This window comes from Streptomyces sp. NPDC029151, from assembly GCF_055564315.1.
On the sequence record NZ_JBVHWQ010000001.1, the window covers coordinates 780,197 to 804,740 of the forward strand.

22 protein-coding genes and 1 pseudogene are annotated in these 24,544 nt (G+C 70.1%); 10 read left to right on the forward strand and 13 right to left on the reverse strand.

The features are described 5' to 3' along the window. Nucleotides 1-3: 3 nt before the first annotated feature. On the reverse strand, nucleotides 4-1,080 hold the full coding sequence (locus ACZ4VF_RS02865; protein WP_467922741.1) for an ABC transporter permease: 1,077 nt from the start codon (nucleotides 1,078-1,080) through the stop codon (nucleotides 4-6). Further along, nucleotides 1,080-2,099 (reverse strand): sugar ABC transporter substrate-binding protein, encoded by a 1,020-nt coding sequence (locus ACZ4VF_RS02870; RefSeq protein WP_467922742.1) that lies wholly within the window; start codon nucleotides 2,097-2,099, stop codon nucleotides 1,080-1,082. The genes ACZ4VF_RS02865 and ACZ4VF_RS02870 overlap by 1 nt, the downstream gene beginning before the upstream one ends. A gap of 447 nt (nucleotides 2,100-2,546) precedes the next feature. On the opposite strand from ACZ4VF_RS02870, the gene ACZ4VF_RS02875 reads away from it, so the two are divergent. From ACZ4VF_RS02875 to ACZ4VF_RS02890, 4 genes are all read left to right on the forward strand, one after another. Further along, nucleotides 2,547-3,860, forward strand: coding sequence for an ABC transporter substrate-binding protein (locus ACZ4VF_RS02875; RefSeq protein ID WP_467922744.1), 1,314 nt, complete (start codon nucleotides 2,547-2,549; stop codon nucleotides 3,858-3,860). 8 nt (nucleotides 3,861-3,868) lie between these two features. Continuing rightward, the gene (locus tag ACZ4VF_RS02880; protein WP_467922745.1) at nucleotides 3,869-4,846 is read left to right on the forward strand and encodes a carbohydrate ABC transporter permease; all 978 of its coding nucleotides are present in this window, start codon (nucleotides 3,869-3,871) and stop codon (nucleotides 4,844-4,846) included. Then, entirely contained in the window at nucleotides 4,843-5,730 is an 888-nt protein-coding gene (locus ACZ4VF_RS02885) for a carbohydrate ABC transporter permease (protein WP_467922746.1), read from the forward strand. The genes ACZ4VF_RS02880 and ACZ4VF_RS02885 overlap by 4 nt, the downstream gene beginning before the upstream one ends. 727 nt (nucleotides 5,731-6,457) lie before the next feature. Next, nucleotides 6,458-7,708 carry a cellulase family glycosylhydrolase gene (locus ACZ4VF_RS02890; protein ID WP_467922747.1) on the forward strand — a complete coding sequence of 417 codons (1,251 nt, stop codon included), beginning with the start codon at nucleotides 6,458-6,460 and terminating at the stop codon, nucleotides 7,706-7,708. Nucleotides 7,709-7,765: 57 nt separating this feature from the next. On the opposite strand, the gene ACZ4VF_RS02895 is transcribed toward ACZ4VF_RS02890, so the two are convergent. The 4 genes from ACZ4VF_RS02895 to ACZ4VF_RS02910 are packed head-to-tail and all read right to left on the reverse strand — an operon-like array spanning nucleotide 7,766 to nucleotide 13,227. Next, on the reverse strand, nucleotides 7,766-10,150 hold the full coding sequence (locus tag ACZ4VF_RS02895) for a beta-xylosidase/alpha-l-arabinosidase (RefSeq protein ID WP_467922748.1): 2,385 nt from the start codon (nucleotides 10,148-10,150) through the stop codon (nucleotides 7,766-7,768). Further along, complete coding sequence (locus ACZ4VF_RS02900; protein ID WP_467922749.1) at nucleotides 10,147-10,965, reverse strand: carbohydrate ABC transporter permease; 819 nt, start codon at nucleotides 10,963-10,965, stop codon at nucleotides 10,147-10,149. The genes ACZ4VF_RS02895 and ACZ4VF_RS02900 overlap by 4 nt, the downstream gene beginning before the upstream one ends. Continuing rightward, nucleotides 10,962-11,918 carry a carbohydrate ABC transporter permease gene (locus ACZ4VF_RS02905; RefSeq protein ID WP_467922750.1) on the reverse strand — a complete coding sequence of 319 codons (957 nt, stop codon included), beginning with the start codon at nucleotides 11,916-11,918 and terminating at the stop codon, nucleotides 10,962-10,964. The genes ACZ4VF_RS02900 and ACZ4VF_RS02905 overlap by 4 nt, the downstream gene beginning before the upstream one ends. 7 nt (nucleotides 11,919-11,925) lie before the next feature. Continuing rightward, nucleotides 11,926-13,227 carry an ABC transporter substrate-binding protein gene (locus tag ACZ4VF_RS02910; protein ID WP_467922751.1) on the reverse strand — a complete coding sequence of 434 codons (1,302 nt, stop codon included), beginning with the start codon at nucleotides 13,225-13,227 and terminating at the stop codon, nucleotides 11,926-11,928. A gap of 134 nt (nucleotides 13,228-13,361) precedes the next feature. Here ACZ4VF_RS02910 and ACZ4VF_RS02915 point away from each other — a divergent pair, with 134 nt between their 5' ends. After that, nucleotides 13,362-14,384 (forward strand): LacI family DNA-binding transcriptional regulator, encoded by a 1,023-nt coding sequence (locus ACZ4VF_RS02915; RefSeq protein ID WP_467922752.1) that lies wholly within the window; start codon nucleotides 13,362-13,364, stop codon nucleotides 14,382-14,384. Nucleotides 14,385-14,572: 188 nt separating this feature from the next. On the opposite strand, the gene ACZ4VF_RS02920 is transcribed toward ACZ4VF_RS02915, so the two are convergent. Both ACZ4VF_RS02920 and ACZ4VF_RS02925 read right to left on the reverse strand, forming a co-directional pair. Continuing rightward, nucleotides 14,573-14,989 (reverse strand): ATP-binding protein, encoded by a 417-nt coding sequence (locus tag ACZ4VF_RS02920; protein WP_467922753.1) that lies wholly within the window; start codon nucleotides 14,987-14,989, stop codon nucleotides 14,573-14,575. Between the two features lie 99 nt (nucleotides 14,990-15,088). Next, nucleotides 15,089-16,165, reverse strand: a complete 1,077-nt coding sequence (locus ACZ4VF_RS02925) for an endo-1,4-beta-xylanase (protein WP_467922754.1) — start codon at nucleotides 16,163-16,165, stop codon at nucleotides 15,089-15,091. A gap of 321 nt (nucleotides 16,166-16,486) precedes the next feature. Here ACZ4VF_RS02925 and ACZ4VF_RS02930 point away from each other — a divergent pair, with 321 nt between their 5' ends. Beyond that, nucleotides 16,487-17,182 (forward strand): glycoside hydrolase family 11 protein, encoded by a 696-nt coding sequence (locus ACZ4VF_RS02930; RefSeq protein ID WP_467923752.1) that lies wholly within the window; start codon nucleotides 16,487-16,489, stop codon nucleotides 17,180-17,182. 65 nt (nucleotides 17,183-17,247) lie between these two features. Then, nucleotides 17,248-17,928: pseudogene (locus ACZ4VF_RS02935) on the forward strand (polysaccharide deacetylase family protein); the annotation flags it as partial. A gap of 143 nt (nucleotides 17,929-18,071) precedes the next feature. Here ACZ4VF_RS02935 and ACZ4VF_RS02940 read toward each other — a convergent pair. Then, nucleotides 18,072-19,580, reverse strand: coding sequence for a DUF4246 domain-containing protein (locus ACZ4VF_RS02940; RefSeq protein ID WP_467922755.1), 1,509 nt, complete (start codon nucleotides 19,578-19,580; stop codon nucleotides 18,072-18,074). 289 nt (nucleotides 19,581-19,869) lie between these two features. Here ACZ4VF_RS02940 and ACZ4VF_RS02945 point away from each other — a divergent pair, with 289 nt between their 5' ends. After that, on the forward strand, nucleotides 19,870-21,519 hold the full coding sequence (locus tag ACZ4VF_RS02945) for an allantoin permease (protein WP_467922757.1): 1,650 nt from the start codon (nucleotides 19,870-19,872) through the stop codon (nucleotides 21,517-21,519). Nucleotides 21,520-21,957: 438 nt separating this feature from the next. Here ACZ4VF_RS02945 and rpsR read toward each other — a convergent pair whose 3' ends face one another. From rpsR to rpmG, 4 genes are read right to left on the reverse strand one after another with little or no spacing between them, the layout of a single operon-like run. Continuing rightward, nucleotides 21,958-22,200: a 30S ribosomal protein S18 gene (gene rpsR / locus ACZ4VF_RS02950; protein WP_467922758.1), complete on the reverse strand. Its 243-nt coding sequence runs from the start codon at nucleotides 22,198-22,200 to the stop codon at nucleotides 21,958-21,960. Between the two features lie 21 nt (nucleotides 22,201-22,221). After that, nucleotides 22,222-23,391: a CobW family GTP-binding protein gene (locus ACZ4VF_RS02955; protein WP_467922760.1), complete on the reverse strand. Its 1,170-nt coding sequence runs from the start codon at nucleotides 23,389-23,391 to the stop codon at nucleotides 22,222-22,224. After that, complete coding sequence (locus ACZ4VF_RS02960) at nucleotides 23,388-23,645, reverse strand: type B 50S ribosomal protein L31 (RefSeq protein ID WP_467922761.1); 258 nt, start codon at nucleotides 23,643-23,645, stop codon at nucleotides 23,388-23,390. The genes ACZ4VF_RS02955 and ACZ4VF_RS02960 overlap by 4 nt, the downstream gene beginning before the upstream one ends. Before the next feature lie 5 nt (nucleotides 23,646-23,650). Next, nucleotides 23,651-23,815 (reverse strand): 50S ribosomal protein L33, encoded by a 165-nt coding sequence (gene rpmG, locus ACZ4VF_RS02965; RefSeq protein ID WP_467922763.1) that lies wholly within the window; start codon nucleotides 23,813-23,815, stop codon nucleotides 23,651-23,653. A gap of 81 nt (nucleotides 23,816-23,896) precedes the next feature. On the opposite strand from rpmG, the gene rpmB reads away from it, so the two are divergent. Together rpmB and rpsN are read left to right on the forward strand one after the other, a co-directional pair. Then, nucleotides 23,897-24,133, forward strand: a complete 237-nt coding sequence (gene rpmB, locus ACZ4VF_RS02970; RefSeq protein ID WP_467922764.1) for a 50S ribosomal protein L28 — start codon at nucleotides 23,897-23,899, stop codon at nucleotides 24,131-24,133. Beyond that, on the forward strand, nucleotides 24,133-24,438 hold the full coding sequence (gene rpsN / locus ACZ4VF_RS02975; RefSeq protein WP_467922765.1) for a 30S ribosomal protein S14: 306 nt from the start codon (nucleotides 24,133-24,135) through the stop codon (nucleotides 24,436-24,438). The genes rpmB and rpsN overlap by 1 nt, the downstream gene beginning before the upstream one ends. The last annotated feature ends 106 nt before the right edge of the window (nucleotides 24,439-24,544 follow it).

Genomic DNA, 24,544 nt, shown 5'->3' on the forward strand with positions numbered 1-24,544 from the left:
GTTTCACCTCCGGGTCGCCGTGCGCTGGACCCACAGATTGATCAGGACGGCGCCGAGGAGCATCACGCCGAGGAAGGCCTTGAACCAGTCGGGGTTCCAGCCGGCGTAGACGATGCCCTGCTGCACCATGCCGAACATGAAGGCGCCGAAGACCGGGCCGATCGCGGAGCCGTAGCCGCCGGTGAGCAGGCAGCCGCCGATGACGGCCGCGGCGATGTAGATCAGCTCCTGGCCGACGCCCTCGCCGGACTGCACGGTGTTGAACGAGAACAGGTTGTGCATGCCGACGAACCAGGCGCCGAAGCCGACCAGCATGAACAGCGAGATCTTCGTGAACCTCACCGGGACGCCGACCGCGCGGGCGCTGTCCTTGCTGCCGCCGACGGCGAAGATCCAGTTGCCGTACCTGGTGCGCAGCAGCACCCAGGTGGCGAGCGCCGCGAAGACCAGCCACCAGACGATGGTGATCTTCACCTGGACCCCGCCGACGCCGAAGGTGGAGGCGAAGACCGCCTTGGCCTGGCCGAAGCCGTCCATGTCGCTGATGTCGTCGGTCGCGACGTTGCCGGTGACCAGCTTGGTCACGGCGAGGTTGGCGCCCTGGAGGATCAGGAAGGTGCCGAGGGTGACGAGGAAGCTGGGCAGCCCGGTCTTCACCACCATCCAGCCGTTGAAGGCGCCGATCGCGAGGGACACGGCCAGGGCGACGATGACACCGGTCCACACGTTGAGGGTCAGCTGGTAGCTGAGCATGCTCGCGGTGAGCGCCGAGGAGAGCACGGCGACTCCGGAGGAGAGGTCGAACTCGCCGCCGATCATCAGCAGGGCCACCGGGAGGGCCATGATGCCGATGGTCGAGGACTGGTAGAGGATGTTCGCCATCGAGCTGCCGTCGCGCACCGGCGGAGCCGTGATCAGGAAGAAGACCAGGACGGCGACGGCGCCGAGGAAGACACCCACCTCCGGCCGGGCCAGGAGCCCGAGGACCGGCGAGCGCCGGGCGGTGCGGCCGTCGGTCTGCTGCGGACCGGACGCCGGCGGCCTGTCCACCGCCGGCTCAGCCTGATGGGTCATGCTCATCACCGGGTGCCCTTCGCGGCGTACTCGGCGACCTTGTCGACGTTGGACTTGTCGACGAAGGCCGGGCCGGTCAGCACCGGCTTCTCCCCGCCGCCGCTGTAGTTGCCGTTGTTCTTGTAGAGCCACAGCGAGTCGACCGCCAGGTAGCCCTGGAGGTAGGGCTGCTGGTCGACGGCGAACTCGACGGTCCCGTTCTGCACCGCCTTGACCAGGTCTTTGTTGAGGTCGAAGGTGGCCACCCGAGCCTTGCTGCCCGCGTCGCCCAGCGACTGCACCGCGGTGAGGGCGAAGGGGGCGCCGAGGGTGACGACCGTGTCGACGTCCTTGTCCTGCTTCAGCTTGGCCGTGATGGTCGACTTCACGGACGGCATGTCGGTGCCGTTCACGTACAGGGTCTCCGTGGTGCCGGCGAAGGTCTTCTTCACGCCGTCGCAGCGCTGGGTGAGGCCCACGTTGCCCTGTTCCTGGATCACGCAGACGATCTTCTTGGCGCCCGTGGTGTTCAGCTTCTTGCCGAAGGCCTCGCCCGCCACGCTCTCGTCCTGCCCGAAGAACTCCAGCAGGCCGAGCTTCTTCCAGTCGCTCAGTCCCGAGTTGAGGCCGACCACGGGTATGCCGGCCTGTCCGGCCTTGCCGATCACACCCTTCATCGCGTCGGGCTTGGCCAGGGTGACCGCGATGCCGTCGACCTTCTGGTCGATGGCGTTCTGCACGTAGTTCGCCTGGTTGCCCGCGTTGGGGTCGGCGGAGTAGACCAGCTTGACGTTGTCCTTGGCGGCGGCGGCCTCGGCCCCCTTGCGGACGGTGTCCCAGAAGGTGTCACCGGGCGCCTGGTGGGTGACGAGCGCGACGGTCATGCGCGGGGTGTCCGCCTTGCCCGCGGAGGCGTTCGCCGCTTCCTCCTCGGCCTTCTTGCCGCCGGAACTGCTGGAACAGCCGGCCAGGGTGAGGGCTGCCGCGGCGGCCACGGCCACGAGGGGGGCCGTTCTGCGGGAGCGGGGTCGAGAAGAGCGGTCCATCTTTCCTGCACCTCACTGTGCGTGCGACGGGGCAAGGGACGCGGGGTGGCGTCGGGACGGGATACAAGCCGCTGGCGGGTCCGCTGTCAATACTTTGTCAAGACATCATTTCACGCGGTGGTCCGAATGTAAGTACAAATGAGGGGCTCTTCCCTCGCGCCGGCCTCACCCGGGAGCCACGAGCCCAGTAGACCGCACCCCGCGCCGAACGGCACCGGGCGCGTCCGCCGGCACCGGGGAACCGTTCCGCCGGGACGGCCCGGACGGCGAGGATCACGTTTCAGGCAAGAGACCTCCCGTTGCGACCGGACCTATTGACGCGTGAGCGGACATGGGGCTGTTATTACGCCCACGCTGTTCGGTCGAGTTGGTTTCTGATCGGTTTCGGAGAGCTTTCGGTGATCAACTCATCCCCTTGGCCGAACCCTGCATTCCTCAGGAGCCGCCATGCGCCTCTCGCCCTCCGGTCTTTCCGTCCCCGGTCCCAGCCGGCGCTCCCTGCTCCGCGGAGCGGGCGGTGCCGCCCTGCTCGCCGGGGCCGGCACACCCCTGCTGTCCGCCTGCGGAGGCAGCGGTTCCGGCTCCGACCCGAAGACCGTCACCGTCGGTTCGAACGCCTCGGACGCGGTGCCCAAGAAGGCGTTCGAGAGTGTCTACGCGGCCTTCAGGAAGCGGTCGGGCCTCACCGTCGATGTGAACACCAAGGACCACAACACCTTCCAGGAGCAGATCAACTCGTACCTGCAGGGCACTCCGGACGACGTGTTCAACTGGTTCGCCGGTTACCGCATGCAGTTCTTCGCGGCGAAGAAGCTGGCCACGCCGATCGACGACGTCTGGGCGAAGATCGGGGACGACTTCCCCGAGGCGATGAAGAAGCTCAGCAAGGGCGAGGACGGCAGGTACTACTTCGTGCCGATGACGACGTACCCCTGGGCGGTCTTCTACCGCAAGAGCGTCTTCCGGCAGCACGGATACCGGATCCCCGCCACGTGGGACGAATTCGTCGCGCTGTGCAAGCAGATGAAGAAGGACGGTCTGGTCCCCCTCGCCTTCGGCGACAAGGACGCCTGGCCGGCGATGGGCACCTTCGACCAGATCAACTTCCGCCTCAACGGGTACGACTTCCACGTCCGGCTGATGGCGGGCAAGGCGTCCTGGACCGACGCCAAGGTGAAGGACGTCTTCGACCACTGGGCCGAGATCCTCCCCTACCACCAGGACGGCTTCATGGGCCGTACCTGGCAGGACGCCGCACAGACCCTGGTGGCGAAGAAGGCCGGCATGTACCTCCTCGGCTCCTTCGTGGCCCAGCAGTTCACCGACGCGGCGGACCTGGACGACCTCGACTTCTTCCCCTTCCCGGAGATCAACTCCGCGTACGGCCAGGACACCGTCGAGGCGCCCACCGACGGCTTCATGGTCAGCAGGTCCCCGAAGAACCACGCGGGTGTCGTCAAGCTGCTGGAGTACCTGGGCAGCCCGGCGGCCGAGGAGCTGTACCTGAAGACCGACCCGAGCGTGGTGGCCGCCTCCGGCAAGGCCGACACCTCCGCCTACTCGCCGCTGCAGAAGAAGGCGTTCGACATGATCGGCGGCGCCAGGAGCCTCACCCAGTTCATGGACCGCGACAGCCGTCCCGACTTCACCTCCACGGTGATGCAGCCCGGCCTGCAGAAGTTCCTCCAGGATCCCAAGGGCGTGGACGGCCTGCTGTCGTCCGTCGAACGCCAGAAGAAGCAGATCTTCGCGTCCTCGTGAGCGGCCCGATGACCACCGACACGACGACGAAGACGCCGCGGCCGGCGGCCGTGCCCGCTCCGGGGGCCGCGCCCGGGAAGAAGGTCACGGCGGGTCACCGGCGCCTGCTGACCCGCCGTGACCGGTTCACCCTCGCCGTGATGGCGGGCGTGCCCACGGTCCTGCACGTGATCCTCGTCTGGGTCACCGCCCTCGCCTCGATCCTCCTCGCCTTCACCACCTGGGACGGCATCGGGTTCGACGCGATCAGGTGGGTGGGCCTGGACAACTTCCGACAGCTCTTCACCGACAACCCGCAGTTCTGGCCGGCCGTCCAGCACAACGTCGTCTGGTTCGTCGTACTGATCCTGCTCCCGACGCCGTTCGGTCTGTTCCTCGCCGTCCAGCTGGACAAGCGGATCCGGTTCAGCCGGGTCTACCAGACCGCGTTCTTCCTGCCCGTCGTCATCTCGATGGCGTGCATCGGGTTCGTCTGGCAGCTGGTCTACAACCCGGACACCGGCCTGATCAACAGCATCATCGGCGCCAACGAACCCGGCCACTACATCGACTGGATCGGCGACCCCGACCTCAACCTGTGGGCCGTCCTGATCGCCGCGTCCTGGCGGCACACCGGCTACATGATGATCCTGTACCTGGCCGGTCTGAAGAGCGTCGACCCCTCGCTGCGCGAGGCCTCCGCCCTGGACGGCGCGAACGAGTGGCAGACGTTCAAGCACGTCGTCTTCCCGACCCTGCGCCCGACCAACACGGTGGTCCTCGTCGTCACCATCATCGAGGCCCTGCGCGCCTTCGACCTGGTCTTCGTCTTCAACAAGGGCGCCCAGGGCACCGAGTTGCTGTCGATCCTGGTCACCAACAACATCATCGGCGAGTCCAGCCGCATCGGTTACGGCTCGGCCATCGCCGTCGTCCTGCTGGTGATCTCCCTCGCCGTGATCGTCCCGTACCTGATCGCCACCTTCCGGAAGGAGCGGCGCGCATGAGCACCGTGAGCGCGCCGGGGAAGAGGCGTGCCCCGATCCGGCCGGCCCGGGTCCTGCTGCACGTTTTCCTCGCCGGCACCGCCCTGGCCTGGCTGGCGCCCCTGCTCTGGGCGGTCTTCTCGGCCCTGCGCCCGTACGGCGAGACCAGCGCCAAGGGCTACGTGTCCTGGCCGGACACGCTGAACCTCGACAACTTCACGAACGCCTTCCGGCAGTCGGACATGCTGCACTACTTCGGCAACACGCTGGTGATCGCGGTCCCGGCGGTGCTGCTGACGCTGTTCCTGTCCTCCTGCGTCGCCTTCTACGTCAGCCGGTTCGACTTCCGTCTCAACCTCGCGCTGCTGCTGGTGTTCACGGCCGGCAACCTGCTGCCGCAGCAGGTCGTCATCACCCCGCTGTACCGGCTGTACCTGCTCACCGACCTGCCGGGCATCACCGCGAGCGGCAAGCTGTACGACTCCGCGCTGGGCCTGGTGCTGATCCATGTGGCCTTCCAGTCCGGGTTCTGCGCGTTCGTGCTGAGCAACTACATGCGCTCGCTGCCGCACGAGCTGACCGAGGCCGCACTGGTCGACGGCGCCTCGGTGTGGCGGCTCTACTGGCAGATCACGCTGCCGCTGTGCAAGCCGGCGATGGCCGCCCTGGCGACGCTGCTGTCCATCTGGATCTACAACGACTTCTTCTGGGCCCTGGTGCTGATCTCGACGGGCGAGAACATGCCGGTCACCTCGGCGCTGAACAACCTCTCCGGCCAGTACTTCACCGACCCCAACCTGGTCGCCGCCGGCTCCCTGCTGACCGCGATCCCGACCCTGGTCGTCTACTTCGCGCTCCAGCGCCAGTTCGTCAGCGGCCTGACCCTGGGCTCCAACAAGGGCTGAGGCGCCCGCACCCCGAAGAGACCACCGTGCGGCGCGCCCTGTCCGTCCCCGGTCCCGCCCACGGCGACGACGCGGCCCGGCGGTTACCCGGGAGCCTTCCGGGAGGCGCCGGGCGTCCGCTCCGACGAACCGTTCCCGCTGCTGCCCGGGGACCGGCCGGGATGACCGGCGCGGTGCCGGACGGGGGCGACGGGGACGCGGTGGTCGGAGCGGCCGCGGCCGGCGGGCGCCGGGACGGTCGTCTCGTTCGCGGCGCCCCCTGACCGGTGTCCCCGCGGTGACCCGCCGCCCGCACGCTCCGGCGGCGCCTGGCACCCGGCCACCCTGCAGGACCCGGCCGCGCCGGCCGCGCGGCTGGACCCCATCCGTGCGGAGGCGGGCGTGGCGCCGGCCCGCGCGGCCCCACCCGGTGTGGAAGCGGTCCGCCGGCGCGGTCCGGAGGCGGACCTCCTGTCCGTGCTCGACCACACCGGGCACGGTCCGGGTGGCACCGGGCGGGGTGCCGTGGTGCGCGAGCCGCACGCGCGGTGAAGTCCCGCTTCCCGCACGGGTCTTGAAGGTTCGCGCCGTGACTGGTGGGATGCGCGGCAACACCTGCCCCACCGGTCCGGGAGGTTTTCCGTGCTGCGAGCGATCCTGACGGCGGGGGCGGCCGTCGCCGCCCTGCTGGCCCCCACCGCCGCCCACGCCGAGGAGGCCGGGCCGGGCGTCCCGCCGGCAGGGGCGGGTGCTCACCCTGCACGGCTGGAACATCGAGGACAAGACGCACCGGGGCGAGGCGGCCCTGACCGGCATCACCGAACGCCACCTGCGCGACATGCGGGCCCAGGGCTTCGACTTCGCCCGGCTGCTGGTCTTCTGGGACGACCTGGAGCCGCGACCCGGGCAGTACAGCCGGGGTTACCTCCGCAAGGTCGAGCGCGTCCTGGACTGGGCCGAGAAGTACCACCTGAGGGTGGTGCTCGACGCCCACCAGGACGTCTTCGGCCCCGCCTTCGGCCACCGCGGCATACCCGAGTGGGCGACCAGGACCGACGGACTGCCGTTCACCGCGCACCCGGACGACTGGTTCGCCGAGTACTTCGAGCCCGCGGTGCAGCGGGCCTTCACCCATCTCTACGAGGACGCGGACCTCCGGCGCGCCCAGGCCGCGATGTGGCGGACGCTGGCCGCCCGCTTCGCCCGCCATCCGGCCGTGCTCGGCTACGACCTCGTCAACGAGCCGATGGGCGAGCAGAGACCCGGTGAGGACCTCCCGACGGCCGCGCGCCGCGTCGAACGCGACCAGCTCACGCCGATGTACAACCGGCTCGCGGACGCGATCCGCACGGTCGACCAGGACGACTGGCTGTTCGTCGAACCGACCCCGATCGTGGGCGAGGGCGTGCCCACCGGCCTGGGCCGCGTGGCGGATCCCCGGGTCGTGTACGCGCCGCACTTCTACGACACCGCCATGGAGGCGGGCGCCGACTACGATCCCGGCGCGGGCTGGATCGAGGCGTACGAGCGGGCCGTCACCGCGTACCCGAAGCGGTACGGGGTGCCGGTGGTGGTGGGCGAGTGGGGTCCGCCGGACAGCGGCCTGCCGCACATGAACCGCTTCTACCGCGACGCGATGGCCTCCCTGGGCCGCTACGCCTCCGGCTGGGCGGGCTACGTGTGGTGTTACGGCGGCGGGTACTGCGCGGTGGACGACACGGGCGCCTTCCGCCCCAACAAGGAGCTGACCGTCGAGCCGTACGCGGAGACCGTGGCGGGCACGGTCCGCTCCGCCGGGTACGACTCCGCGTCGGGCGTGTACCGGCTGTCCTACCGCGCGGCTTCCGCCGGGCCGCGGGTGACCACCCTGTCCCTTCCGCCCGGCACCTGGCGGGTCACGGCCGAGGGCGACGCGACCGTCGTCCGCGTCACGGACGGCCGGGCCCGGGTCCTGGCCGGCCGGGACGGCCTGGTGAGCGTGACCGTGCGGCGCGGCTGACCACTGGGTGTGGCCCGCCCCCGTCGGCGCGGGGGCGGGCCACGGCGCGGTGGCGGGTCAGGGCGTCCCCGGCTGCGTCTCCTGCTCGAAGCGGGCGTGGAACCGGCGGTTGTGGTCCACCTGGCGTTCCGGGCCGGTCAGGGTCACCGTCGCCGTCAGGCGGGCGTCGGTGCTGGACGCCGCCAGACGCAGGTGCAGCTCGCCCGGTTCGACGACCCGCCGTCCGTCCCGGCCGGTGAAGGACGCCAGATCGGCCGGCACGGTCACCCGCAGCCGGTGCGCCTCGCCCGCTGCGAGCGCGACCCGGGTGTAGCCGACGAGACGCTGCACCGGCTGGACGACGGAGGCGACCGGGTCGTGCAGGTAGAGCTGGACGACTTCGGTGCCGGCCCGCTCCCCGGTGTTGCGCACGGTGAAGGCGAGGGAGAACTCCCCGCCGGTGTCCGCCTGCGGCCGGTCGACCGTCAGGCCGTCCCAGGCGAAGGACGTGTAGGACAGGCCGTGCCCGAACGGGAAGGCCGCCGTGGGATCGATGCTGGACACGTCGCTGGCCTGGGCGAGCCGGGCCCCCAGGTAGGTGGCGGGCTGGCCGCCGGTGTCGCGGGGCACGCTGACGGGCAGCCGCCCGGACGGGTTGATCCGGCCGCTGAGCACGCCGGCGATGGCGGTGGTGCCCTCCGCCCCGGGGAAGAAGGACTGCACGACGGCGGCGGCCCCGTCGGCCGCGCGGCCGAGGGCGTAGGGCCGGCCGGCGAGCAGGACCGTCACCACGGGTGTGCCCGTGTCGAGCAGCGCGTCGAGCAGTCGCTGCTGGGCGCCGGGCAGGGCCAGGGACTCCGCGTCGCAGCCCTCGCCACTGGTCCCCCGGCCGAAGAGGCCGGCGCGGTCGCCGAGGGCCGCGACGACGACGTCGGCCCGACGCGCGGCGTCGACGGCCTCGGCGATGCCGAGGATGTCGCCGTCGTCGACGCCGGTGCCGCGTACGACGGTGAACTCCGCGTCGGGGAACTCGCGCCGCAGGGCGTCCTCCAGGGTCGGCAGGTCGATGCCGGGCGGGGTCCCGGGGTGGTGCACGCCGACGTGCTGGGGGAAGGAGTAGCAGCCCAGTACGGCCGTGGCCTCGGTCGCGTTGGGGCCGATCAGGGCGATGCGGTGCGGCCGGCCGAGGGGCAGGGTGCCGTCGTTGCGCAGCAGGACGACCGCTTCCTCGGCGACCGTTCGGGCCAGTTCCCGGTTCCCGGCGGAGTCCAGGTCGACGGTGCCGCGCAGGGCGTCGGGGTCGTCCAGGTCCGCTCCGCCGAGGGCGGCCGGGACCGGGTTCCAGTCCGCGTCGAGCAGGCCCAGCCGGGCCTTCTGCAGGAGGACCCGGCGCAGCGCGCGGTCGATCAGCGCCTCCGGGACCCGGCCGGCGGCGACGGCCTCGGCGAGGGGCGCGCCGAACGTCTTGACGGTGGGCAGTTCCACGTCGACACCCGCGCGCAGGGCCGTGCCCGCCGCGTCCGCCCAGTCACCGGCGACGCCGTGCAGGATGCGGAGGAAGGCGATGCCGAAGTAGTCGGCGACGACCGTGCCCTCGAAGCCCCAGGTGTCCCGGAGCAGCCCGGTGAGCAGGTCCTCGTCGGCCGCCGAGGGCATGCCGTCGGTGTCGGTGTAGGCGTGCATGACGGAGTCCGCCGCGCCTTCGCGCACCGCCATCTCGAAGGGGGGCAGGAGGACGTCCGCCCGCTCGCGCGGACCCATGCCGACGGGGGCGAGGTTGCGCCCGGCGCGGGAGGCGGAGTAGCCGGCGAAGTGCTTCAGGGTGGCGACGACACCGGCGGACTGCAGGCCCTGGACGTAGGCGGTGCCGATGCTGCCGACGAGGTAGGGGTCCTCTCCGATGGTCTCCTCCACGCGGCCCCAGCGGGCGTCGCGCACCACGTCGAGGACGGGCGCGAGGCCCTGGTGGACGCCGACGGACCGCATGTCGCGGCCGATGGCGGCGGCCATCCGGCGGATGAGGGCGGGGTCGAAGGTGGCGCCCCAGGACAGCGGGACGGGGTAGGCGGTGGCGCCCCAGGTGGCGAACCCGGCCAGGCACTCCTCGTGGGCCAGGGCGGGGATGCCGAAGCGGTTCGCGGCGGCGATCCGGGTCTGGGTGCGCAGCAGGGAGAGCGCGCCGAGCGCGGGGTCGACGGGCGCCGTGCCGAAGGGGCGGGTCAGCTGGCCGAGCCCGGTCGGCAGGAGCGCGTCGAGGTCGACGGCCTCCTCCATGTCGTGCTGGTGCGGGGCGACTTCGCCGCCCTCGTCGGACGCGCCGACCCACACGCCGTACAGCTGGGCGATCTTCTCCTCCAGGGTCATCGCGGCGATCAGCGCGGACACGCGGGTGCCGATGTCCTGGGTCGGGTCGTTCCAGAGGGGGATCTCGGGGGTGGTCTCTACGGCCACGTTGGTGGTCACTTTCCTCCCATGCCCATCAGGCCCTGGACGAGGGCGCGGCGGGCGAACAGGTAGACGAGCAGGACGGGCACCATGGACAGCGTCACGGCTCCCAGCAGGCCGGGGATGTCGATCCCGTGTTCGGTCTGGAAGTTGTACAGACCCAGGGTGATGACCTTGGTCGAGTCGGACTGGGTCAGGACGAGCGGGAACAGGAAGCCGTTCCAGGCCTGGAGCGCGGAGAACACCACGATCGTGGACAGGCCGCCGCGCGAGAGCGGCACGACGAGCTGGAAGAACATCCGCCGCGGGGTCGCTCCGTCCACCGTCATGGCCTCGAACAGCTCGGGGGAGATGTCGCGCATGGAGCCGCTGAGGATCAGCGCGGACATCGGCAGGCAGAACGCGGCCGTGGGCAGGATGACGCCGAGGAGGTTGTCGTACAGGCCCGCCTCGCTGATCAGGTAGAACATCGGCACGATGACGGCCTGGGCGGGGATGGCGAGGCCCAGCAGGAACAGCCGGAAGACCTGCGAGGTGACACGGCTGCGGCTGCGTACGATCGCGTAGGCCAAGGGCGGTACGAGCAGCAGCACCACGGCGACGACGCAGACGGTGACGATGATGGTGTTGAGGAAGTACTGGCCGAAGCCCGAGTCGAACGCCCCGGTGTAGTTGTCGAGGGTGAAGTCGCCGGGGAAGGAGAGCGGGCCCTTCTTCGCGTAGTCCTGCCGGGTGCGCAGGGTCGCGGCGAGCATCACGTACAGCGGCAGACCCACCAGGACGAGCCAGACGATCGAACCCGCTCCGGCCAGGTGGTTGGGGCGGCGCCTCATGACACCCCCTCCATGTCGCTGCGCATCTTGTCGTAGCCGGAGACGCGGACCACGACCAGCGAGACGACCGTGGCGGCGACGACCAGGCACAGGGCGATGGCCGAGCCCGCTCCGAAGTCGAAGCCCTTGAAGGCCTTCTGGTACATGTAGTAGGCGCTGATCGTGGTGTCGGTGCCCGGGCCGCCCTGGGTGAGGATGAGGACGGTCTCGAAGGTGGTCAGCCCGCCGACGATCATCAGGATCATCGAGGTGACGATCGAGTTGCGCAGCTGCGGCAGGGTGATGTGGAAGAACTGGCGGTAGCGTCCCGCGCCGTCGATCTCCGCCGCCTGGTACAGCACCGGCGGGATCGCCCGGGCGGCGCCCTGGTAGATCAGCGTGTGGAACGGCGTGAACTGCCAGGTGCTGACGAAGGCCAGCACCCCGATGGCGGAGGCCTGTTCACCGAACAGGTTGCCGTCCCCGAACAGCCAGGTCATGCGCGCGGGGATGCCGAAGTTCGGGTCGAGCAGCGCCCGCCAGAGCACCGACACCGCGGTGGAGGACAGCAGCAGCGGGATGAAGTAGATCGCCGAGAGGACGGCGCGGTTGCGCTGGTGCCCCGCGGCCCAGACGCCGAGCACGATGCTCAGCGGGGTCTGGATGACCACGCCCAGGGCGGTGAGCAGCAGGGTCAGCCAGATGCTCTTGATCATGACGGGGTCGTCGAGGATGCGCTTCCAGTTGTCCGTCCCGACGAACTGCGGTGACCCCAGGCCGTTCCAGCTCATGAAGGACAGCACCGCCACCATGATCAGCGGTGCGAGGGCGAAGAGGGCGAAGAACAGGGTGGCGGGCAGCGCCCAGCCGAAGCCGGGGCGCGTGCCGCGTGCGGAGTAGGAGTCCTCCGGCCGCCGCCGGGCCTTCCTGGAGGGCACGGCGGTGGGCGGAGCGCTCGTGAGCTGTGTCGTCATGAGCGGATCATTCGGTCGGGAGGGCCTGCATGGCCTTGACGAAGCCGTCCGTGTCGAGCTGTCCGTTGAAGAACTGCTGGACGGCCTGGTGGATCGGCGTCATGGCCGACGGCGGGAAGGCCTGGTCCCAGGAGAGCTGGAAGGACTTGGCCTTGGCGACGAGGTCGTACTGGAAGCGGGAGTACGCGGGGCTGGCCGAGGTGTCGAGGAACTTCGGGGTGTTGGTGGTGGTGGGCAGGTTGCCGATGGCCATCTGTGCCTTGACGAACTCGTCGGAGTACATCAGCTTCAGGAACTCGGCGACCGCCTCGGGGTGTTTGGTCTTCTTCAGCACCGAGTAGAAGTTGTTGGTGTTGCCGACGACGTCGGACGGGTCGCCCTTGCCGCCGGGGACCGTCGGGAACGTGCCGTAGCCGAGGCCCTTGGCGGCGAAGTCCTTGGCGTCCTGCTGCTGTTGCGCGTAGTACCAGGACCCCATCAGCTCGAAGCCCGCCTTGCCCTGGGCCACCAGTGCGGGCGAGGCGCCGTTGGTGTACTTCACCGAGTCGTAGTTCTTGCCGAAGGCACCGGCGTCGACCAGTTCCTTGAGCATGCCGAGCGCCTTCTTGCTGTCCGCGCTCGCCCAGGCGTCCTTGTCGCCGCTCAGGGCCTTCTGGAACAGCTCCGGGCCGGCGACGCGGTCGTAGACGTACTCGAACCACATCAGCGTCGGCCACTGGTCACCGCCGCCCAGGGCGATCGGTGTGACGCCCTGGGACTTGAGCTTCTCGACGGCGTCGAGCAGTTGGTCCCAGGTCGCCGGCTGCTTGACGCCCGCCTTGTCGAGCACCTCCTTGTTGTCGAACAGCAGCACCGGCTGGGTGCCGCGCATGGGGATGCCGTACGGCTTCCCGTCGACGACCGCGCTGTTGTAGACGCTGGGCAGGAACTTGTCGTCGAGGTTCGGGTCCTTCTTGACGAAGTCGTCCAGCGGCATCAGCAGCCCGGCCTTGACGAACGGCTGGATGCTGCCGCCACCCCAGTTGAAGAAGATGTCCGGCGCCTGCGGTGTGTTGATGATCGTCTGCAGCTTCTGCTGGTAGTCGGCGCCTGGAATGGTGTCGAGGACGGCTTTGACCTTCGACTTCCTGTTGAAGGTGTCGACGATCTGCTTCTCGACCTTGTTGCTCGCGTCCCCGTAGACCAGCACGTGGATCCTGCCGTCGTCCGAGGAACCTCCGCTTCCGTTCCCGCACGCGGCGAGACTCGCCGCCAGGGCGAGCGTCGCTCCGCAGGCGAGCACCCGGGGCATCCGTGTACGCATGGTCATCCAACCTTCCGAAAGTTTCGGATTCTTAGCCGAAAGTCCTGCGGCTGGACAGTAGGAGGCCGAAGAAGAAATGGTCAACGGTCGTGCGTGTACGCAGCCAAACCGTTACCCGCGTCGTGGCCTATGCTGCGCCCATGCGTGAAGAAGCCCAGGTCGGTCGCAGAGTTACCTTGGCAGCCGTGGCCAGAGAGGCCGGCGTCTCGCTTCCGACAGTTTCGAAGGTTCTCAACGGTCGTTCGGATGTCTCCCCCACGACCCGAGCCAAGGTGGAGCGTCTTCTGGAGAGGCACGGCTACCGCCGACGGACCGCCGGACCACCGCAGGCCCCCCTGATCGAGATCGTCTTCCACGAGCTGGAGAGCGTCTGGGCGATGGAACTGATCCGCGGTGTGGAGAACGTCGCCAAGCGGAACGACGCGACCGTCGCGCTCACCGAGAGCGGGACCCGGCAGGCTCCCGGGCCGGAGTGGATCGAGGGCGTGCTGCGCCGCCGGCCCCTCGGCGTGCTGCTGGTCTTCTCCACCGTGCCGGAGGAGGTGAAGAGGCAACTGCGGTCCCGGGCCATCCCGTTCGTGATCGTGGACCCGGCGGGCGACCCCGACCCCGACGTCCCCTCCGTCGGCTCCGCCAACTGGGCGGGAGGCGTGGCCGCCACCCGTCACCTCACCGACCAGGGACACGAGCGCGTCGCCATCATCACCGGCCCCGAGGACCTGATGTGCTCACTGGCCCGGCTGGACGGATACCGTTCGGCGATGGCGATGGCGGGCCACGAACCGGACCCGCGGCTGGTGCGTTTCGGCGACTTCCACGTCCAGGGCGGCTTCGAGCACGCCATGGACCTGCTGCGGCGCCCGGACCGCCCGACGGCGATCTTCGCCGGAAGCGACCTGCAGGCACTGGGCGTCCTCGAGGCGGCGCGGGTGCTGGGCCTGAACGTGCCCGGGCATCTGTCGGTGGTGGGGTACGACGACGTACCGCCGGCCCGGTGGTCGAGCCCGCCCCTGACCACCGTGCAGCAGCCGCTCCAGCGCATGGCCGAGGAGGCGGCACGGATGCTGCTGCGCCCCACCGACCCCAGGAAGACCGCGCTGCGCATCGAACTCGCCACGCACCTGGTGGTACGACAGAGCACCGCGCCGCCCGCCCTCGGCTGAACCCGCGTGCCGGGACCGGCGCGTCGCGAGCGCACGGCGTCGGCCGCACGGACCGGAGCGGCACAGTGCCTCACCCGCCGTCGACGGGCGTCGGCCCGCGGGCGGAAGGCGCGCCACCGGGATCGCTCCGGCGGTGCGAGGAGGGCGCACGGATCCGGCGGAGTCTCCTGCCGGACCCGTGCGCCGGGTCAGGCGTGCACGCGGGCGGGCGGCCGGAAGCAGGCGATGACGGTCTTGCCGTGCGGGCAGGGCCGGGCCTCCCAGCGGTCGGCCAGGGCGTCCATCAGCAGCATGCCGCGCCCGCCGGGCTGGAGCGCCCCGGGCTGCCGGGGCTCGGGCAGCGCCGAGGAGGTGTCGTGCACCGCGATGTGCAGGCAGTCGTTGTCCCAGGACATCACCAGCTGGGCGGTGCTGTGCGCGTGCACGTGCGCGTTGGTGACCAGTTCGGACACCACCAGCAGCACGTCGTCCACCGTCTCGGGGGCCGTGCGGGTCCAGCCGAGTTCGGCCAGGTGGGCCCGTGCCCAGTCGCGTGCCGTCTTGACCTGACTGTTGAGCGGCAGTGAGCGGGCCCAGCCCACCGCGCGAAGCGAACGTCCGTCCACGTTCCTCCTTCTGTGCCGACCGGACCGTTTCCGTCCTTCCGGCTACCCGCGCACGGCTCCGCTACTGCTGCGACTTCGTTCCCGGGCGGCCGCCCGTCGCTATCCGGCCGCTCCGGCCCGCGCCCGGCCCGCGAGCTCGGCCTGGAGAGCGCGGTACGCCGGCTTCGGGCGGTAGTCCTCGTCGAAGAGGTTGGCCGCGCCCTCACCGGGGAAGGTGTCCGGGACCCAGGAGTACCGGTCGGTGAAGCCCCACACGGTGAACGAGACGCAGCGGCGGGTGGCCAGACACGCGTCGAGCAGCCGCCGGTACCCCTCGGCCTGGGTGGCGAGCTTGCCGGGGTCGGCCGGCACCGGCATGCGGACGTCCGCCTCCGTCACCGCGGTGGCCAGACCGAGCCTGCCGAAGCGGGCGAAGTTGGCCGCCATGCCGGTGGGCAGGTCGTACCGGATGCTCAGGTGCCCCTGGAAGCCGACGCCGTCGACGGGTACGCCCTCGGCACGCAGGCGGCGGACCAGGTCGTAGACGGCATCGCTCTTCGGTCCGGTCCACTCGGTGTTGTAGTCGTTGTAGAAGAGCAGGGCGTGCGGGTCGGCCTCGTGCGCCCAGCGGAAGGCGTCGGCGATGTAACCGGGACCGAGCTTGCGCAGCCACAGGGTGTCGCGCAGCGTCCCGTCCTCGTTGAACGCCTCGTTGACGACGTCCCACTGCCAGATGCGGCCCCTGAAGTGCCGCACGGTGTCGGTGATGTGCCGGCGCAGGACGGCGCGCAGCTGATCGGCGTCGAGGTCGGCCGAGGTGAGCCAGGACGGCAACTGGTTGTGCCACACCAGGACATGGCCGCGTACCTTCTGCCCGTGCCGGTGCGCGAAGTCCACCAGACGGTCGGCGGCGGCCCAGTCGTACTCGCCCTGGCGGGGTTCGAGGGACTCCCACTTCATCACGTTCTCCGGGGTGACGGTGGAGAACTCGGCGCCCGTGAGCCGGCGGTAGTCGGCGTCGTCGGCGAGCGCGGAGACGTCGACGGCGGTACCGACGCGCAGGTGGTCGTCGGCGGCGAGCTGCCGCAGCGGGCGGTCGGGCACCGCGGGTCCGCCGGACGCGGCGGAGGGGCTCGCGGCGGCGAGCGGAAGGAGAGCGAGGCAGCAGGTCGCCGCGAGGAGGCGGGGCAGGTTCACGGGCACTCCCGAAGAGAGTCGAAAGTTTCGTCACGCATTACGAGCGTTGCGTCACGCTAGGCAGACGGCTCCCGCGCGTCAACCACCGCGTACCGAGCCCTTTCCCGGACCCGTTCGCCCCATGGCGAAAGTTTCGCCCTATCACCCGCGCAATAGCCGCCAAGTTTCGATGAAGTTTCGGAAACAGACGCATTGACCGTCGTTTCGGGGCGGCCGCATACTCTCCAGCAATCGAGCCCTCCCCCGTCGGGGACGATCCTCGTAGGCCGCATGACGCGATCATGCCAATTCGTGTCGAACGCTCTCGTCCAGGAGGACGCCATGGACAACGACCACGCCCTTTCCCGCCCGATGAGCCGCAGGGGCTTCATCAACCGTGCCGGCGCCCTGGCGCTGGCCACGTCCGCCTCCGGGCTGCTGCTGCCCGGCACCGCCCACGCCGCCACGACCATCACCACCAACCAGACCGGCACCAACAACGGCTTCTTCTACTCCTTCTGGACCGACGCACCGGGCACGGTGTCCATGACCCTGAACTCCGGCGGCGGCTACAGCACCTCGTGGCGCAACACCGGAAACTTCGTCGCCGGCAAGGGCTGGAGCAACGGCGGGCGCCGGACCGTTTCCTACTCGGGCGGTTTCAGCCCGTCCGGCAACGCCTACCTGGCCCTGTACGGGTGGACCTCGAACCCGCTGGTGGAGTACTACATCGTCGACAACTGGGGCACCTACCGGCCCACCGGCACCTACAAGGGCACGGTCACCAGCGACGGCGGCACGTACGACATCTACCAGACCACCCGGTACAACGCCCCGTCCGTCGAGGGCACCAGGACCTTCAACCAGTACTGGAGCGTCCGCCAGTCCAGGCGCACCGGCGGCACCATCACCACCGGCAACCACTTCGACGCCTGGGCCCGCGCCGGCATGCCCCTCGGCAGCTTCAGCTACTACATGATCCTGGCCACCGAGGGATACCAGAGCAGCGGCAGCTCCACCATCACCGTGAACGGGTGACCGTCCCGCCCCGTCCCATCGCGCCCCGGCGCGGCCACGCCCGCCCCCGAGGAGGACCCACCCGCATGCGCGCCGCACCCCGCTCCCTGCTGACCGGCCTGGCCGTCGCCGCGACAGCCCTGGCCGGCACCGTCACCTCCGCCGTCGACGCCGTCCCGGCACACGCGGCCGCCTGCACCGGCTACGTCGGCCTCACCTTCGACGACGGCCCCTCGGGCGACCACACCCCCGCCCTGCTCAACGCCCTGACGCAGAACGGTCTGCGGGCCACGATGTTCAACGAGGGCCAGTTCGCGGCGGCCTATCCGGCCCAGGTCCGGGCCGAGGTGAACGCCGGTATGTGGATCGGCAACCACAGCTACACCCATCCTCATCTGACCCAGCTGAGCCAGGCGCAGATCGACTCCGAGGTCTCCCGCACCCAGCAGGCGATCGCCGCGGCCGGCGGCGGTACGCCGCAGCTGTTCCGTCCGCCGTACGGCGAGACCAACGCCACCGTCCAGGCCGTGGAGGCCAAGTACGGGCTGAAACAGATCATCTGGGACGTCGACTCCCAGGACTGGAACGGCGCGAGCACCGACGCGATCGTGCAGGCCGTGTCCCGGCTGACCAACGGGCAGATCATCCTGATGCACGAATGGCCGGCCAACACCCTCGCCGCCGTCCCGCGCATCGCCCGGACACTGGCCGGCAAGGGCCTGTGCGCCGGCCGCATCTCCCCGCAGACCGGCCGTGCCGTGGCCCCCTGACGGTGCGCACCCGCCGGGGCGGGCGGAGCCGCCGTCCCCGGCGGTCCGCGCGAACGGGTCGGGGATGGTTCGCCGTTCCTGCGGAACCACCCCCGACCCGGGGCCGGTCCGTCACCGCACGGGGTGAGGACGGAAGGGCCTCAGTGCTCGCAGAGGGAGAACTCTCGTTCGTAGAGCTGCTCGTTGTGCTCGTCGACGAAGAACTGGCGTTCCCGCATGAGCTGTTCGCGGTAGTTCCTGGCCTCGTCGAGCGTCATGGTCGATGTTTCGGACCACGGCTGCTGCGGTGGCACATCGGACGTCGAGACGATCCTTTCCGACGGGTCGACGAGGAAGAACGCGAGGATCTTGCGATGCCCCGGGCGGGTGGGGTCCACGAGGCGGAACGAGTCGACGCGGTGCTGCAGGATGTTGGGGAACGCCAGGCAGCGGCCCGCGGGGGTCGGTACCGACCCCCACACCTGGTTGAGTGCGTCCTCGTCCTCCAGGCCGTAGACCTCACGCAGACCGTTGTCGTCGTTCTGTTCGTAGCGGGGGTCGTCGAGCGCCGCCCGGAAACCCAGCCGGCTTTCGGTGATGTTCTCGCTGTCCCAGTAGTAGATGCCGGTCGAGACGATCCGCTCGTTCAGCATCCCCTCGACATGCCAGGAACCGCCGGGGTACTCGGGCTTGTCCGGGGTGAGGTGAACGGTGGCGAGCTTGACGATGACCTGAAGACGGCGGCCGCGCAGGTCGACGCGGGCGGATGCGTCGGGCACCGTGGGCGGGGTGAAGGGAGGGGCGTCCGGGATGACCGGACGGCGGTTCTCCCACCAGTCGTCGTGGGCCTCCTCCCACGCGCGGACGGCTTCGGCGTAGGCCTCCTCGTCGCCGTGGGAGGCCCTGTCCGGATACTCCGGTTCCGAGTCGTACCACCCGAAGGGATCGGCCTCGATCCGCGGGGGCCGCGGATGGCGCAGATCGGTGAGGACGTTCTCCAGGAGCGGGCGCATGCGCGCGAACACGTCCGGCAGGACCGAGAGCAGTTCGCGGTGGGTCTCGGGGTGGAGGTTGTTGACGTACGAGCGGAAGGTGACCTCACCGTCGTCGCTGACGTCGACGTCCGTGGGCAGCCACTGGAACTTCTCCGAGAACTCGTACTTGGAATAGTGGTTCGTGGGGTTCTGCCAAGCCCGCTCGGGCGCGCCGCTCACGTCTCTCACCAAGCAGAACAGGGAGGGATGGACCAGGTCCAGCACCTGGCCGTCGGATCCGGGATGCCAGTCCCGTTCCGCTTCGGGGACCTGCTCCAGCACCCGGACCGCCTCGCGCAGCCGGGATCCGAGAGGGTCGTCGACCAGGGTGTCCGACTGCCACACCCCGTCGACGGCGGACACCTCGATGCCGGTTCGTCCGTCCCGCAGCGCGGCGTAGTACCCGAGTTCGGCGAGCACGTAACGCACCTGCGCCTCGGTGAGGCCCTGGGCGAGCGCTTCCCGCGTCCACCTGGCCACGATGTCGGCGTCGTTCATCTTGTCGAACCACCCCGGCTTCGCCCGGATGTGCGCGCTGCACCGCATCATCTGGAGTTCCCGCAGCGTTCGGGGTTTCGCGAAGGACAGGGAACGGGAAGCTTGAAAGGGCAGCGGAAAAGGGGACAGGCCGGTCAATTCTCTTGATCCTCCGCGTCGTTGTACTGCGGCCGGAAGGATAGCCGGGCACACTGACATCGCCCTCGTGGCCCCTGTCACCAGGTGAGTTCTCCGAAACCTCGCGTTCACGACGGCGGGCGCCGACGGCAACACCCGCTTCCTAGCGTGACCGGCCGTGGGATCGGAGTCGTGTACACGGCCGAACGGAACACACGAAGGTCCGTCGGCTCCCCGTCCTGCCGATGACGCCAAACGGGGCCTCCCCTCCCACCCAGGCACCCGCACCAGCATCTTCGGGAGGCGCGGCATGAGCACCACCGAGTCACGGACACCGACGGCAGACGCGCCGGAGGCCGCCGCCGATCAGGCGGTCAGGGAGACGTTGGAGGACTACACCCTCCGTTTCGCTCCCCGCAGCTACCGCCGCTGGACCCCCATGGTCGTGGCGACCACCGCGCTCGGCGGCATCGCGTACATGGCCGACTTCTCCATCGGTGCCGGCATCGGCCTGGCGCACGGCACCGGCAACGCCCTCGTCGCCATCGCGGTGGCCGCCGTGGTCATCTTCATCACCGGCTTCCCCCTCGCCTATTACGGCGCCCGCTACAACATCGACCTCGACCTCATCACCCGCGGCGCGGGCTTCGGTTACTACGGGTCGGTCCTCACCAGCGTCATCTTCGCCAGCTTCACCTTCATCTTCTTCGCCCTCGAAGGCTCGATCATGGCACAGGGCCTCAAACTCGGCTTGGGGCTGCCCCTGTGGCTGGGCTACCTGATCTCCACGCTCATGGTCATCCCCCTGGTGATCTACGGCATGAAGGCGCTCAGCAAGCTCCAGGTGTGGACCACCCCGGTCTGGCTGCTGCTGATGGTCGGCCCGCTGGTCTACCTGATCGCCACCGACCCCGGCACCGTCGACCGTTTCCTCGGCTACACCGGCACGGACGGCGACGGCGGCGTCGACACGGCCTCGGTCCTGCTCGGCGCCGGCGTCTGCCTCTCCCTCATCGCCCAGATAGGCGAGCAGATCGACTACCTGCGCTTCATGCCGCCCAAGACCGAGACCAACAAGCGCACCTGGTGGACGGCCGTGGTCATGGCGGGCCCCGGCTGGGTGGTGCTCGGCGCGCTGAAGCAGGCCATCGGCGTCTTCCTCGCGGTGTACGTCCTCGCCAAGGTCGGCCCCGCTGCCGCGACCGAGCCCATCCAGCAGTTCCGCGGCGCCTTCGACGCGATGATGCCCTCCTGGATGGTCATCCCGCTCGCCGTGGCACTGGTGGTCATCAGCCAGATCAAGATCAATGTCACGAACGCCTACTCCGGCTCTCTCGCCTGGACGAACTCCTTCACCCGGGTCACCCGGCACTACCCCGGCCGCATGGTCTTCGTTCTGATCAACCTGGGCTTCGCGCTCGCCCTGATGGAAGCCGACATGTTCAGCTTCCTCAACAGCATCCTGGGCTTCTACTCGAACTGCGCGATCGCCTGGGTGGTCACCGTCGCCACCGACATCGGCGTCAACAAGTACCTGCTGAGGCTCTCCCCGCTCCAGCCGGAGTTCCGCCGGGGCATGCTCCACCCCGTCAACCCGGTCGGCGTCGTGGCCTTCGTCGCCGCCTCCGGCCTGTCCATCGCCATGTACTTCCACCTGCTGGGCGACGCCCTCCAGCCCTACTCCCCCGTCGCCGCCGCCGTCATCGCCTTCGCCCTCACCCCGGTGACGGCGATCGCCACCCAGGGCAGGTACTACCTCCGCCGCACCGACGACGGCATCGACGAGCCCCTGCTGGACCCGGACGGCAACCCGAGCGCGGCCATCCTGGACTGCCACGTCTGCCACCAGCCCTACGAGCGCCCGGACCTGACCGCCTGCGCGACTCACGACGCGGCCGTCTGCTCCCTGTGCCTGAGCACGGACAAGATCGGCGACCACGTGCTGCCTTCCCCTGCTTAGCCGGCGGCCTGGCCGCGTGTGCGGGCAGCCGAGTGCAGGGCCGGGCCCCCGGGGTCCCCGCTTGGCGCTTCAGCGCGGCACCTCCTGACGGACATGGGCTGACAGACCACACAGCACCCGGCCTGCCCACCCGGCCGGGCAGGCCCCGTGTGCCGAGGCGGCGCGGAGAACCGCGCTTCCCCGGCACACGCCGGGGAGCCTCGGACACCGCAACGCGGCCGCAGCCTCGCGGGGGGCGCCGACCGGATGGCGTGGGCCGAATGAGTGCGGGCCCTGCCGCGCGAGCGGGCGACGGCCGCTCAGCTCCTCGCCCCAGCCCCATCGCTCCGGCCGCAGCGCTCGAGACGGTGGCCATGCCCTCGGAGCGTGCCGATGTGAGGCGACCGGCATGGGCGGCCGGACTCCTCGGCGGCGCTGCCTCCGCACGTGGCCGTCGTCCTACCGGGAGCTGTAGGGCAGGAGCGCCATCTCGCGTGCGTTCTTGACGGCCTGCGCAATCCGCCGCTGCTGCTGACGCGTCACGTGGGTTACCCGACGACTGCGGATCTTGCCGCGGTCGGAGATGAACTTCCGCAGCACGTCGGTGTCCTTGTAGTCGATGTAGGTGATGCCGGCGGCGTCCAGCGGGTTGATGCGCTGACGCTGGACGGTCTGACGCCGCATGCCTGTGCGTCGGGACATGGTGAGGTCGGTCCTCTCTCTTCAGGTCACGGGGTCGAGCAAGTCGTGGAAGGCGTGAGGGAGTTGCTTCCAGTGGTCACTGCCCGCCGCGTACTCGTCGTCGGTGAGCAGACATGAGTCGAGCAGGGCCTGTAGGCCGTCGCGGTCCAGGCCGGGCGAGGTGAAGGTGAGGTACTGGCAGCGGTCGCCGTGTGCGGGGTGCCAGTCCACGGAGGCGGCGAGACGGCGTTCGGCGGGCACCATCTCCCAGGCGGCGTCGGGCAGAGCCGCCAACCAGGGCCCGGCCGACTCCACGCACAGCGCGCCGCCGGCGGCGTCCCAGGACAGCAGGGTGTCGGGGCGGTCCGCCAGCCAGAACCGCCCCCGGCTGCGCGCGGCGGCGCAGGTGAGGTCCTCGAGCGCCGCGTACAGGCGCTGCGGATGGAAGGGCCGTTCACGCCGCCAGACGAAGGTGCCCACACCGTGCTCGTCGCACGACTGCGGCAGCAGCGCGCTCGCCGGATGCACCCGGGCGGCGGCCGCTGCCACGTCGAAGCCCGCCGACAGCGCTGCTCCCAGGGCACCGCCGCTCTCCACCCGTACGCTTCGTGCGCCCGGCGTCAGCTGGGCAAGCAGGGCGTGGTCGGTGTCGTCGGCGCCCTCCCCGCGGGAATCGTCGTGGCCGAGGGCGATCACCGTGGGGTACTCCAGCTGCCGGGCGAAGGTGTCGGCGACCGTGCGCTGGTCGGTCGGCGCGGCGGCGAGACCGACGTCGGCCAGGTCGTCGCCGTTGGCCAGGTACGGCAGGACGAGTGCAGGGTCGACCGCGGTGGCGACCCCGGTCAGGGCCAGCGGTGCGCCGGTGGCGGCGATGACTGCGGCCATGGCCTGGGGCTCGACGGAGTCCCACAGTTCCACGACGGCCAGCCGGTACCTTCCCTCCTGGGCGAGCCGCAGCAGTTCGGGAACGAGATCCTCGCGCAGCGCGCAGCACGCGCAGTCGTTCACCAGGGGCGCGTCGCCCCTGCCCAGCAGGCCGTGGGCATCGCGCACCGTCCGGTGCACCGCGCCGTCGACGGCGGACGTCAGGTCGTGGTGCAGTGCGACCGAGCCGGGGACCGTACGCAGGATCTGCTCCACGGCGGCCCGGCGGGCGTCGGCGTGCAACCCGGCGACGATCGCGACCGGCAGCCGTGCCTCGTCCCGGTTCACGGCTTGCTCCGTCCGCGTCCGTACCGCCGCTCGAAGCGCTCGACCCGCCCCGCGGTGTCCAGGACCCGCTGGGTGCCGGTGTAGAAGGGGTGACTCGCGGAGGAGATCTCGACGTCGACGACCGGGTAGGTGGCGCCGTCCTCCCATTCGATGGTCTTGTCGCTCGTTGCCGTGGACCGGGTGAGGAAGGCGTAGTCGGCGGCGCGGTCGCGGAAGACGACCGGGCGGTACTCGGGGTGGATTCCGGGCTTCACGGCTCTCAGCGCTCCTCACGGAAGTCGGCGTGGCGGCCGGCGACCGGGTCGTACTTGCGCAGGGTGAGCCGGTCCGGGTCGTTACGGCGGTTCTTGCGGGTCACATAGGTGTAGCCGGTGCCGGCGGTGGACCTCAGCTTGATGATCGGGCGCAGTTCGTTACGGGCCATGGACAGCACCATACATGAGATTGATTTTCATTTTCATCTGACGCTAGTGTGCTGCTCCAGCCACTCCAAGGAGGAACAGTCATGTCCGCCCACTGCCAACTCACCGGCCGACAGCCCGGCTTCGGCCACCGCATCTCCCACTCGCACCGGCGCAGCAAGCGCCGCTTCGACCCCAACATCCAGAGCAAGCGCTACTGGCTGCCGAGCGAAAGCCGCCACGTCCGGCTCACGCTCTCCGCCAAGGGCGTCAAGACCGTCGACGCGATCGGCGTCGAGGCCGCCGTGGCCCGTATCCGCGCCCGGGGAGGAAAGGTCTGATGGCGAAGAAGAGCAAGATCGCGAAGAACGACCAGCGGCGCCTCGTCGTGGTCCGATACGCCGCGCGCCGGGCCGCGTTGAAGGCGATCGTCTCGTTCCCCGGAAGCTCCGACGAGGACCGCGCAGCCGCCCGGCGGGAACTGCGCCGGCAGCCCCGCGACGCCAGCGCCACCCGCCTGCGCAACCGTGATGCCGTGGACGGGCGTCCCCGTGGCCATCTGCGCGCCTTCGGCCTGTCTCGCATCCGCGTGCGCGAGATGGCCCACGCGGGCGAGCTCCCCGGCGTGACCAAGAGCAGTTGGTAACCCGGCACCAGGGGCACAACGGGCGCGCCGGCGACGCGGCCTGACTCTGTGCACGAAGGAGGCGCTGCACCTCGTCGGGGACACCGGCCGCCAGGCCCCGGGCGAA